Raw genomic sequence first — 12,368 nt, 5'->3', positions numbered from 1 at the left:
TACAAATTGCGGATTTTTTGTAATTTTATAACGTTTCCAACATTATTTAAACATAAAGACTGCATGCTATTTACTGTTTTAACAGGGTTAATAACATCAAGCCTTCTCGTTCCTTTCGGCAAGATTATTAAGACGAAATGGAGTATTTTACTCCCGTTTATACCTGTAATTCTCTTTTTGTTCTATTTATGGCATGTGCCTGTCATAGCGAACGGAACAAACGTTATCCAACACCTTGCTTGGGTTCCGAGTTTGGGCGTTAACTTTGACTTCCGTCTGGATGGTTTATCTTTACTTTTTGCCCTGTTAATTACCGGTATTGGAACGGCCATTTTCTTTTATGGTCGCAGTTATCTAAAAGGACATGTTTATTTTGACCGGTTTTTCGCTTATCTACTCCTTTTTATGAGTGCTATGTTAGGCGTCGTACTCGCTAACAATATCCTGACATTATTTGTTTTCTGGGAACTGACCAGTATCAGTTCCTTTTTCCTCATCGGCTTCAATAACGACAGCAAGGAATCCAGGAATAGTGCACTTACGGCACTTAGTATTACCGGATTAGGAGGCTTTTTCTTATTAGCAGGATTGGTATTAGCGGGAAATATTGCAGATACATTCATCATTAGTGAGCTGTTTGCCCAACATGATAAAATTGTTAACCATCCGTTATACCCCCTAATTGTCGGACTGGTTTTTATTGGTGCTTTTACCAAATCAGCACAATTTCCTTTCCATTTTTGGTTACCGGGTGCAATGAAAGCTCCTACGCCTGTATCTGCATATCTTCATTCAGCGACCATGGTCAAGGCCGGTATATATCTCTTAGCGCGTCTAACACCTGCGTTGGGTAGCACCGAGTTATGGAATACCACCTTGATGATTGTAGGTGGATTTACGATGGTATATGCTGCCATACATTCGCTGTTTCGCACAGACCTAAAAGGCGTTTTAGCATACTCTACCATATCTGCACTGGGCATCTTAACCTTTTTATTAGGGATAGGTAGCAACGAAGCCATTATAGCAGCCAGTGTATTCATCTTGGTGCATGCGCTATATAAAGCGACATTATTTATGGTTACGGGGATCATTGATCATGAGACACATACACGTGACCTCACGAAATTAAGCGGATTGCGCAAAGTGCTTATGCCGGTTTTCATCGCCGCTTTATTAGCAGCGCTATCCAGTGCCGGTCTTCCGTATACCTTTGGTTTTATCGGCAAGGATCTCATCTATGAGGCAACCCTACACTATCAAGAAAATTGGGCGTTATGGTTGACGGCACTTGCTGTCATCACCAACATCGGTTTGGTAGCCGCAGGTTTTATGGCCGGAATAAAACCCTTCACCGGGAGACTACCTTCGGAATTTGAACAGGTACATCTCCCCTACAAATCTATGTGGATCCCACCGCTTATTCTCGCGACATTGGGCTTGGTTTTTGGTATATTTCCCGGTATCGTAGGGGATTATTTCAACCACCAAACTGCCAATGCCATCGCGGGCCAAGAAACAGGCATGCATCTTAAGATATGGCATGGATTTAATACAGTACTCATTTTGAGCTTGGCTACGTTGGCAGCAGGTACCGTTGTCTATCTTTTAAATAAACCAAGTAGGGCTAAACTAGCGGCTATTGAACGATTTAACAAGATTTCGCCACAACATATTATCAGCAATATTGCGAACGGTATTACACGATTTTCTAGTGTATACACAAACGCCATCCATGACGGATACCTTCGTTCTTACCATCTTAAGATCATACTTTTTGCCGAACTATTACTAGCGTATAAACTCTGGTTAGGTGGCCCCATCCAAATTGACTTTGAAAACCTGACACCGTTGTCATGGTACGAAGTCGGTATCGTGGCGATCTTAATAGGAGCATTGTATATTATCGTAACGACCAAGTCTCGTCTAACATCGGTGGTGTCGACAAGCGTTATCGGATATTGTATCTGTTTGCTTTTCGTATTCTATAGTGCACCAGATTTAGCGATGACACAATTTACCATTGATACGCTGACCACGGTATTGTTTGTATTGGTTTTATACAAGCTTCCACCTTTTATTAATTTCGTACGCCAAGGAATATTGATACGGGACGCTATCGTAGCCTTAGGCTTCGGCGTTATTATTTCACTTATAGCCTTACGGGTATTATACGAACCCAACACCACGGCTATCAGTGATTTTTACGGTGAAAATGCTTATCTGCTGGCGAAAGGAAAAAATGTGGTCAACGTGATTTTGGTAGATTTCCGTGGAATGGATACGATGTTTGAAACCGTCGTACTATCTATAGCCGCATTAGGCGTTTATAGTTTAATTAAATTACGGTTGAAATCTTCAGAGAAGGAATAATTGAAGAAGTTAAGAAGTGAAAGAGTTAAGAAGTTAAAGAGTGAGACCTTCTAACTTTTTAACCTTCTAACTTTCTAACAGAGAAAAAAATAAAAATATGAAGAGTGCTATATTACAGACAGCTACCCGGTATTTACTCCCGATATTACTGTTGTTTTCATTTTTCTTGCTTCTACGCGGACACTACTATCCTGGCGGTGGTTTTGTAGGTGGGTTAGTCGCCTCTATCGCATTTGTACTCCATAGCTTTGCTAACGGCACCGAAAACACCATGAAAATCCTTCGATATAAGCCGTTATCGTTAATCCCTATTGGCCTTGCCATATCTGCGGTGAGTGTTACTTTTCCATTGTTGCTCGGATTTCCGCCCATGACCGGCCTGTGGTTTGAAGAACCTATCCCCGTAATCGGTATGATTGGCTCCGCGCTATTTTTCGACCTAGGGGTCTATCTAGTCGTGATTGGCGTTGTATTAACTATCTTATTTACCATAGCGCTAAACGATTAATATGGAATTACTATTGGTTTTAATATTAGGTTTATTATATGCGGCTGGCGTATATCTCATTCTGCGACGGAGTATGGTCAAGCTCTTATTGGGTATTATTTTATGGGGTAACGGCGCAAATATTTTGATTTTCGTCTTGGGAAAGATTACAAAGGGAAGCCCACCCGTTATTGATGGCGCATACAAAGTTTTTCAAGATGTTTATGCGGATCCCATACCTCAAGCATTAATTTTAACCGCTATCGTCATTAGTTTTGGTTTAACTTCCTTTGCGATTGTACTGCTTAAACGCGTGTATGCATTGGTCGATTCAGATGATTTGGACGATTTAAATACACCTGAAGAAGAAGATATATGATAGACAACCATATTTTAGCACCTATTTTTGTGCAATTATTTACGGCCATCATCCAACTTATGTTTTGGAGGAAAACGCTTACCCAACGTTATTTAAGCGTGGGAGGGAGTTTGGTTGGCCTTATGGTCGCTTTCCGTCTGTTCGGGCGTGTAAAAGAAAGTGGTATTCTGACGTTGAATGCTGCAAACTGGGATGCCCCTTTCGGAATTGTGTTTGTTGCGGATCTACTGAGCGTCACCTTGGTATTGCTTACCTCTATTGCTTGTTTTGCAGTCTCCATTTTTTCTTCGGTCGGGCTTAGCCGACAACGGATGCTCTACGGATACTTCCCTATTTTTCATTTTCTTATTATGGGATTACACGGTGCGTTCCTAACGGGGGATATTTTTAACCTGTATGTATATTTTGAGGTTATTATTATTTCTTCTTTTGTATTGATGACCTTAGGAGGAAGAAAAGCTCAATTGGAGGGCGCCGTCAAATATATGGCGATGAATATTCTGGCATCCATGTTTTTTCTGACGGGAATCGGTATTCTCTATGGCATAACCGGCTCGCTTAATATGGCCGACTTGTCTATTCGAATCCAGGAAGTGCAAAACAAAGCACTCATCGGTATTACATCCTGTTTTTTCATTATTGGTTTCGGTATTAAGTCGGCCGTATTTCCATTATACTATTGGTTGCCGTCTTCCTACCACACGCCTCCTTCAGCGGTTGCTGCAACGTTTGGGGGGTTATTAACAAAAGTAGGAATCTACGCTATGCTACGTGTCTTTAGCCTAATTTTTGTTCCAGACGAATTTACACGAACCCTCTTAATGGTAATTGCCGTATTGACTATTGTAACAGGAGCGTTTGGTGCCCTTATAAAAACGAATATACGGCGTTTATTCTCCTATCTCATTGTGTGCCATATTGGTTTTATGGTTGGAGGTATTGCCATGTTTAGTAAGATAGCGCTTATGGGAGCTGTATTTTATCTGATACATGATATTATGGTGAAAACCAACATGTTTCTCATCGCCGGACTCATCCGTCAACTAGGAGGGACAATGGATATGGGCAAATTAGGTGGTTTATATCGCGACTATCCAAAAATATCGCTCCTCATCGCCATTGTCTTATTCTCCTTAGTAGGAATACCACCCCTATCGGGATTTTGGCCAAAAATCTTTCTTTTTCAAGAAGCCTTCGCTCAACACCAATACTTCTACGTCGCAGCCTTAATCATCGGTAGCTTTGTGACACTATACGTTATTGCTAAAATGTGGTCGGAAGTATTTTGGAAAAACCCACCTGCCCCAGAGGAGATGGAGAATCTCTTTGCGCCTATGCCCCCTTATAAAAGGATACTCATGGTATTACCGATCGCGCTAATGGCGCTTGTAACACTTTATATAGGATTAAATGCGGAAGCTATTGTTAAAGTAGCAGATATAATATCGACACAGTTAATCGACCCTTCAGCATATATTGATGCTGTTTTGGGCAACAAAACGGATTAAGATATGATTAAGAATTTTTTAATGAACCTGCTGCTCTCGGCGATATGGGTAGCACTTACGGGTTCTCTTTATTACACCAACTTCTTGTTCGGGTTCATGCTCGGCTTCTTCATCCTATGGATCATGAATCGCAACGAAGCTGATCAACGATATTTTTATCGGGTTCCGAAAATTATAAGCTTTGCTTTTTACTTTCTTTATGAAATCATAAAAGCAAATGTGCAGGTGGCATTTGATGTGATTACACCGAAATATTTCTTTAAACCCGGGATTGTTAAATATCCGATGAGTGCCCGGACAGATTTTGAGATAAACTTATTGTCGACCATGATCTCGCTGACGCCAGGCACACTCATTGTGGACATTAGTGATGACAAGAAAACGATTTATATTCACGTGATGTATTTAACAGATCCGGAGACATTTGTCAGACAGACACAAACTGGTTTGGAGAGAAGACTATTAGCGATTTTAAGATGATTACACTAGAAGCCTATTTCGACTACGTTATCCTTCCGATATTAGCGATCTCCGTTATGTTGGTATTCATCCGGCTGTTCAAAGGCCCTGCGGTAGTAGACCGTGTAGTAGCGCTGGACTTGATCATCACAACAGGTATCGGGATTATAACCGTTTACAGCATCCGTTCTAATCAAGAGGTTTTTTTGGATGTAGCCATTATTCTTGCCCTAATTGCCTTCTTAGGCACGGTGGCTTTTGCTTACTATATAGAAAAACAAAAAGATGATTGATATTGTATTAGCCCTTTTAAGTACGGTAGGTGCACTTTCTATTTTATTTGCCTCTATAGGCATATTGCGCATGCCAGATTTCTATTTACGCTTGTCCGTAACGGTGAAAGCCTCTACCTTAGGCGTAGGTTTATTACTCATTTGCGCTGCCATCATGTTCCCCGATGTATCGGTGACTACCAAAGCTATTGCCATTATTTTCTTTTTGATTATTACCGCTCCTATCGGTGCGCATATGATTGGTAGGGCTGCTTATTTCACGGGCACACCACTTTGGAAAGGTACTATTGTTGATGAACTTGCCGGCATGTACAACGAAGAAACCCATGAATTGGACAGTGAAGATGACGATGATGAAGATGATGATACACCCAATATCGCTAAAACGGAAGAAGAAACAGAATAGAGGAGTTTAAAAAACAATACAAACAGGAGTTGATACCTCAATTTGTTTACCTGTATCTTTTAGTTCCCCGGTTTCCATGTTACGTTCAAAAACCGTTATATTATTTGTCTTCTGATTCGCAACAAGCAGAAAACGGCCATCAGGCGATAAATTGAAGTTCCGAGGCCCTTCACCCCCAGTAGGATATACTTTTTTACGTTCCAGCTTACCCGATTTATCTACTGCAAATAATGTAATGGTGTTGGCATCACCACGATTGGTAGCATAGATAAATTTTCCATCGGCAGAACGCTTTATCTCTGCGGCACCATTGTCTCCCTCGAAGCCATCTTCGTTAATGGAAATCGTATCTACCAAGATCCAATTTTCGCCATTCTTTTCATAATGGGCAATCTTAGCCGTCATCTCTAACAGTACATAACTATTTTTCCCATGCTCATCAAATACCAAATGGCGGGGACCACCTCCCGCTGGGGTTGACAAATGTCCTTCTTCTATTAAACGGTAGTTATTATTTGTTTTATCTACCCGATACACGGTGACCATATCTGTTCCCAGATTTTGTACATAGACATGCTTTTCGTCCGGAGTGAAGAAAGCAGAATGCACATGCGATGCTTCTTGCCTTGCGCTATCCGGCCCCGTTCCCTCCTGTTGGATGTGCTGTATCTTCTCTACTAGCCCCCCATTTTCCCCCAAACGGTACACCGATAAAGATCCTCCACCATAATTAGAAACAACAGCAAGAGGATGGCGCTTGCTCACCGCGACATGGCAGGGATAGCTTCCGCCGGTCGGCATAGCATCTACAAAAGACAATATATCCCCATCAAAAGTGAAAGCCGACAATGCGGCGGTACTATCGCCCGTTTCGTTTACAGCATACAACATATCTCCTTTTGCTGATCTCGCCAAGAAGGACGGATGCTCGCTAGCGGTAGACGAATACATCGTCGCATCTCCACTTTGTTGGTCAAACATATATAAATAAATCCCCTGACTCCCCGCATGGGTATACGTGCCGATAAACATCGGAATTTCCTGCGCCATCGCCAATTGTGTAAAACATCCCAACAGGACGATCATGGATATTTTCATATTGCTGTATTTATTGATAACCGTTACTAAATTACATATTTTTCTGCTAGGAAAATATAGTTGATGACAGTGGAGCATAAAATCCAAGACAACTTTTTAACATTTTTAACAGTTTTGCAGACAAAGTACCCACAAAAATCCGGTTATTTATGGTAATTTTGTGGGGTATCGATGCAACATTTATGATGAAGAAATATATAAGTTTACTGGGAATAGCGATGATGTCTATCATCTACTTGCAATCCGTGTATGGCCAAGGGAGACTGGTAGACCGTGTGGTTGCCACCGTAGGATCCAGCATTATTTTGCAATCAGATGTAGAAATGCAATATGCACAATATTTGGCACAGGGTGAAAAGCCGAATGAGGAGATGAAATGTTTCGTCTTACAACAGCTCCTGACTCAAAAGCTATTATCCCAGCAGGCAGCGATCGACTCTATAGAAGTGTCAGAATCAGAGGTTGACGACAACTTGAATAGACGGATGCAAATGATGGTAAGACAAGCCGGCGGAAAGGAACGGCTGGAAGAATTTTTAAATCGTTCTCTTCTGCAATATAAAGAAGAAATGCGTTCCAATGTGGCCGAACAGCTGAAAGCCGAAAGGATGCGTCATACTATCGTATCTACCATAAATGTAACACCAGCCGAAGTCAAACAATATTTTGAGAGTTTAGACCAAGATAGCCTTCCCTATTTTGATACGGAAGTAGAAATCGGCGAGATTGTCATCAAACCGGAATTAACCAAGGAAGAAAAAGAGCAATTCAGGAAGAAAGCTGAAGGTTATAGACAACAAGTATTAAATGGCTCTGATTTTGGGACAGTGGCCCGTCTGTATTCAGAGGACGGTTCAGCTCCATATGGTGGTGAGCTAGGGTTTGCTACGCGCGATCACTATGTAAAAGAGTTTTCAGCTATGGCTTTTAAACTCAAAGAAGGTGAAGTTTCGCCGGTATTCGAAACCCAGTTTGGCTTTCACTTTTTACAGGTTCTACAGCGGCGAGGAGAAGAAGTCAATGTACGGCACGTATTGATAAAGAAGAAAGCCACATCATCCAGTTTACAACGTGCAAAAGCAAAAATAGACAGCATTTATGAAAAAGTGTCGGAAGGCAAATTGGCTTTCCACACCGCGGCGTCGTTGCACTCCGATGCCAACGAAACAAAATATGCTGGGGGGATGATGACAAACCCAGAAGATAATTCCCCGTTAATTCCCATCAATAGAATGGATAAGGAGACATTTACCGCGATTGATCCGCTAGAAGTTGGGCAATATTCGAAGTCGTTCCTATCCGCAGATCAGACAGGAGAGCAGGTATACAAATTTGTCTATCTTAAATCTCGTGTAGCACCACACAAAGCAAATTTAGGACAAGATTTTGCTAAGATACAGGAAGCAGCGAGCCAAGATAAGGTAAACAGAAAACTTAGTGAGTGGTTTGAACAACGTAAAGAAAACACCTTTATTGATATTAATGAGGATTTCCTAAGATGTGATGTTCTAAAACCTTGGATGGAAGAAAATAAAGAAATTCTAGCGAACAAATAAAAAAGAGGCACTTGCCTCTTTTTTATCGCTCAAACATCATCTCTATAATAACCCGCCATTGATAATCATCTTTCAATTGCCAAATACGGATATAGTTAAAATTAACGACTTTTTCTTTGGATCGTACCGTTGCTGTTCCCGAAGTGTAAGCATATTCTCCGCTATAAGCACGCCCCACACCAGAAGGATCTGTCGTGATCTCTATTCGCTTTTTCTTTAGAAAAGCAAGCACATTTTTCTTACCTTCTATTTCTGCCTCCCAAGGATAATAATAACGTACATCGTCGGCAAGAAATTCATTGAACGCCGCTTCATTATTTGCTTTTAAGATCGTGGAGAAGAGTTCGTCACTTTGGGTTACAACCTCCTCCCGCTGCTGCAAACGTACTTTGGAACGATGCTTTAAGTACCAAGAATCATCCGGTTCATAAAATACGAGGTCTGATTTGGAACCTTTTCCAAAATTCTCCACTTCAGCCCGTATATGTACTTTCCAATTTCCTTTCCGGTCACGACGCCAGACCGTAAGATATTGTCCATATCTTTTTATTGCACCGACCTTTTGAAACTCCATAGGTCCGGATGTCACCCCCCAATCGAAGCTTTTGGAAACCAACGCAAAATTAGGCTCCCAAGACATAACATCCGGTATATTTGGTCGGTTATTTAGGTAATTTATAGCATTTACCGGTGACGGAACATATAAAGTAGATTCTTTGTCTACGATCGACGTAAGCGCTTTGTGTGGATTCTCTCTTTTTGCTATATTAGCCGCTGTCCGATCTGCACTAATCAAGCTTCCTACTTTCCCCGGTAACTGTGCATGTACAATAGACGATGTACCAGAATATACGACGACGGCTAGTAACCAATAGACTTTTATCAATTTCATTAAATTACTGTTTTCGTCCTTTACAATCAAATCTTGTTCCAAAGCGTTCCATCTTTGCTATCTTTTAATTGGACACCAATAGACTGGAGATCTTCCCGAATACGATCGGACGTCGTAAAATCTTTATTTTTCTTTGCTTCATTGCGCAGGTTTATAATAATCTGCATCAATGCATCGGTGTCATCTGCGTCGTCCGCCAGAATCCCATTCTTTAAGCCCAATATATCCACCACAAAAATTTGCATGAACGATTTGAGTTCCGCTAGCATCGTTTGATCGATCGTCATCTTCCCATCGTATACTGCGTTGATAAAACGAACCGCTTCAAACAGTTCAGCGATAAGCACTGGCGTATTAAAATCATCATCCATCGCCTTGTAACAACGTTTTTTTAACGCGAGTAAGTCAAAATCACTGCTATTTTTATTCGAAGGCTTTATCTTTTCCAATAATACAATAGCATTCATGAGGCGCTTATACCCTTTATCAGCAGCATCCAGTGCCTCATTTGAAAAGTCCAATGTACTACGATAATGTGCTTGCATCATAAAAAAGCGAACCGACATAGGAGAATATCCTTTTTCCAACAACGGATGATTACCGGTAAACAACTCATGGGGCAAAAAACCATTTCCAGCCGATTTTGACATCCGTGCACCGTTCACGGTTAGCATATTCGTATGCATCCAATATTTCGCGGGATGAACGTGATGACAGGCTTCCGATTGGGCGATCTCATTCGTATGGTGGGTAGCCGCAAGATCCATTCCTCCACCATGTATGTCGAACTGCGCACCGAGATATTTACTGCTCATAGCAGAACATTCGATATGCCAGCCAGGGAATCCAACACTCCAGGGAGCCGGCCAACGCATAATGTGTTCCGGCTTCGCTTTAATCCAAAGTGCAAAATCCAAACGCCCGCGCTTTTCATCCTGTCCACCCAGCTCGCGTGTGTTGTTTAAAAGATCCTCCAATTTACGGTTGGTTAACACGGTATAATCGTGTTCCTTTACATATTTCTCTACATCAAAATACACGGTACCATTGACTTCGTAAGCATAACCGTTGTCGATAATGCGTTGTACCATCTCAATTTGTTCCGAGATATGCCCCGTTGCGGTAGGTTCGATGCTCGGCGGTAACGTATTGAAAAGTCGTAAAACCTCATGGAAGCCTAGCGTATATTTCTGCACAATTTCCATAGGTTCCAATTGTTCTAATTTTGCCTTTTTAGAAAATTTATCATCTCCTTCATCCCGATCCCCTTCAAGATGTCCGGCATCAGTAATATTTCGTACATATCTTACCTTATACCCCAGATGCAGCAAGTAACGAAAGATCATGTCGAAGGACACAAATGTACGGCAGTTTCCCAAATGTACATCACTATATACCGTCGGGCCACATACATACATGCCCACAAACGGTGGATTTAGGGGATCAAACTTTTCTTTTTTTCGGGTAAGGGTATTATAAAGAACAAGATTAGGTTCCATAAAAATCTATGATCAGCTTACTTTTGTCTAAAAAATATTTGAATAGGTACTCCGGTAAAATCAAAATGCTCGCGCAATTTATTCTCAATAAAACGCTTATAAGGCTCTTTGATATATTGCGGCAGATTACAGAAAAAGGCAAACATAGGGGAGCGCCCTGCGAGTTGCGTGATATATTTGACTTTGATATATTTTCCTTTGATAGCTGGCGGTGGATAGTGTTGAATGATTTCTAACATCGTGTCATTCAGTTTCGAAGTGGGTATCTTTTTCGTTTTATTGGCATACACCTCCATGGCTTTTTCAACCACTCGATAAATACGCTGCTTTTCCGTTACCGAAGTGAAAATAATCGGAACATCCGTAAACGGCGATATTTTCTCACGAATGCGTGTCTCAAACTCTTTGGTTGTCTTGTGATCTTTTTCGATGGTGTCCCATTTATTAACAACAATAACGACTCCCTTTTTATTCTTTTCCGCCAAATGGAAAATATTAATATCTTGTGACTCAATCCCATCATTGGCATCCAACATCAGAATAACAACGTCCGAATCTTCCAACGCCTTGATCGTCCGCATAACCGAATAGAATTCGATATCCTCATTCACTTTTGTTTTCCGACGAAGCCCAGCTGTATCGATAAGTAAAAACTCATTACCAAATTGATTATAATGAATGCGGATAGAATCTCGGGTAGTACCCGCAATATCCGTCACGATATTCCGTTCTTTCCCTAATAGCGCATTCGTTAACGATGATTTCCCCACATTGGGGCGACCGACAATGGCTAACTTAGGCAAGGAAATTTCCTCTTCTTCCTTCTCTTCCGGGAAATGGGACACTACGTCATCCAATAACTCACCGGTACCCGAGCCCGTTATCGAAGACACATTATAAACTTCACCCAATCCAAAGGCATAGAACTCTGCAGATTCATGCGTTCTTTTGGCATGATCTACTTTGTTAGCGACCACATAAACAGGTTTTGGCGTACGGCGAAGCAAATCGGCTATTTCATCATCCAAATCGGTAATACCCGTAGTCACGTCCACCATAAAGAGGATGACAGATGCTTCCTCTATAGCAATATGGACCTGCTCCCGAATAGCTTCTTCAAAAACATCGTCTGAGCCGTATACAAATCCACCTGTGTCGATAACCGTAAATTTCTTCCCTATCCATTCCGCCACTTCATAGTGGCGATCACGCGTAACACCACTGAAATCGTCAACAATTGCTTTTCTGCTTTCTGTTAAACGGTTAAATAAAGTTGATTTCCCTACGTTCGGGCGACCAACAATTGCCACTATATTTGCCATATTATATTTTATACCAGTGGTGCTTAAGGTTTCTGTACGACACGTAACAACACCGCGCTCCATCTTTTTGTAAGGTCACAAAGTTACATAAAATAG

12 protein-coding genes are annotated in these 12,368 nt (G+C 41.4%); 8 read left to right on the top strand and 4 right to left on the bottom strand.

Annotated features, from left to right (window positions below; all coding sequences use genetic code 11):
* The first annotated feature begins 63 nt into the window (after nucleotides 1-63).
* From H8B06_RS14670 to mnhG, 7 genes are all read left to right on the top strand, one after another.
* Complete coding sequence (locus H8B06_RS14670) at nucleotides 64-2,373, top strand: putative monovalent cation/H+ antiporter subunit A (RefSeq protein WP_190995006.1); 2,310 nt, start codon at nucleotides 64-66, stop codon at nucleotides 2,371-2,373.
* Between the two features lie 97 nt (nucleotides 2,374-2,470).
* Nucleotides 2,471-2,881 (top strand): Na+/H+ antiporter subunit B, encoded by a 411-nt coding sequence (locus tag H8B06_RS14665; protein ID WP_190995005.1) that lies wholly within the window; start codon nucleotides 2,471-2,473, stop codon nucleotides 2,879-2,881.
* Nucleotide 2,882: 1 nt separating this feature from the next.
* Nucleotides 2,883-3,239, top strand: coding sequence for a Na+/H+ antiporter subunit C (locus H8B06_RS14660; protein ID WP_130143269.1), 357 nt, complete (start codon nucleotides 2,883-2,885; stop codon nucleotides 3,237-3,239).
* Complete coding sequence (locus H8B06_RS14655) at nucleotides 3,236-4,747, top strand: proton-conducting transporter transmembrane domain-containing protein (protein WP_190995004.1); 1,512 nt, start codon at nucleotides 3,236-3,238, stop codon at nucleotides 4,745-4,747. Before H8B06_RS14660 ends, H8B06_RS14655 begins: the two co-directional genes overlap by 4 nt.
* Nucleotides 4,748-4,750: 3 nt before the next feature.
* The gene (locus tag H8B06_RS14650; RefSeq protein WP_130143271.1) at nucleotides 4,751-5,227 is read left to right on the top strand and encodes a Na+/H+ antiporter subunit E; all 477 of its coding nucleotides are present in this window, start codon (nucleotides 4,751-4,753) and stop codon (nucleotides 5,225-5,227) included.
* On the top strand, nucleotides 5,224-5,499 hold the full coding sequence (locus H8B06_RS14645) for a monovalent cation/H+ antiporter complex subunit F (RefSeq protein ID WP_130143272.1): 276 nt from the start codon (nucleotides 5,224-5,226) through the stop codon (nucleotides 5,497-5,499). The genes H8B06_RS14650 and H8B06_RS14645 overlap by 4 nt, the downstream gene beginning before the upstream one ends.
* On the top strand, nucleotides 5,492-5,905 hold the full coding sequence (mnhG, locus tag H8B06_RS14640) for a monovalent cation/H(+) antiporter subunit G (protein WP_130143273.1): 414 nt from the start codon (nucleotides 5,492-5,494) through the stop codon (nucleotides 5,903-5,905). The genes H8B06_RS14645 and mnhG overlap by 8 nt, the downstream gene beginning before the upstream one ends.
* Nucleotides 5,906-5,911: 6 nt before the next feature.
* Here mnhG and H8B06_RS14635 read toward each other — a convergent pair whose 3' ends face one another.
* A complete protein-coding gene (locus tag H8B06_RS14635; RefSeq protein ID WP_190995003.1) occupies nucleotides 5,912-7,003 on the bottom strand; it encodes a lactonase family protein in 1,092 nt (363 codons plus the stop codon).
* A gap of 149 nt (nucleotides 7,004-7,152) precedes the next feature.
* On the opposite strand from H8B06_RS14635, the gene H8B06_RS14630 reads away from it, so the two are divergent.
* Nucleotides 7,153-8,559 (top strand): peptidylprolyl isomerase, encoded by a 1,407-nt coding sequence (locus H8B06_RS14630; protein WP_223857694.1) that lies wholly within the window; start codon nucleotides 7,153-7,155, stop codon nucleotides 8,557-8,559.
* A 22-nt stretch (nucleotides 8,560-8,581) separates the two neighbouring features.
* On the opposite strand, the gene H8B06_RS14625 is transcribed toward H8B06_RS14630, so the two are convergent.
* Genes H8B06_RS14625 through der form a run of 3 tightly spaced genes read right to left on the bottom strand, consistent with a single transcriptional unit; the run spans nucleotide 8,582 to nucleotide 12,272 of the window.
* Nucleotides 8,582-9,451, bottom strand: coding sequence for a DUF4440 domain-containing protein (locus tag H8B06_RS14625; RefSeq protein ID WP_190995002.1), 870 nt, complete (start codon nucleotides 9,449-9,451; stop codon nucleotides 8,582-8,584).
* A gap of 26 nt (nucleotides 9,452-9,477) precedes the next feature.
* Nucleotides 9,478-10,950, bottom strand: coding sequence for a cysteine--tRNA ligase (gene cysS, locus H8B06_RS14620; RefSeq protein WP_190995001.1), 1,473 nt, complete (start codon nucleotides 10,948-10,950; stop codon nucleotides 9,478-9,480).
* A gap of 17 nt (nucleotides 10,951-10,967) precedes the next feature.
* Nucleotides 10,968-12,272 (bottom strand): ribosome biogenesis GTPase Der, encoded by a 1,305-nt coding sequence (gene der / locus H8B06_RS14615; RefSeq protein WP_190995000.1) that lies wholly within the window; start codon nucleotides 12,270-12,272, stop codon nucleotides 10,968-10,970.
* Between the last annotated feature and the right edge of the window lie 96 nt (nucleotides 12,273-12,368).

The sequence above is a fragment of the Sphingobacterium micropteri genome, assembly GCF_014692515.1.
GTDB lineage: Bacteria > Bacteroidota > Bacteroidia > Sphingobacteriales > Sphingobacteriaceae > Sphingobacterium > Sphingobacterium micropteri.
Note: the sequence above shows the minus strand (reverse complement) of the source record. Positions and strands in the feature narration are given on the sequence as shown.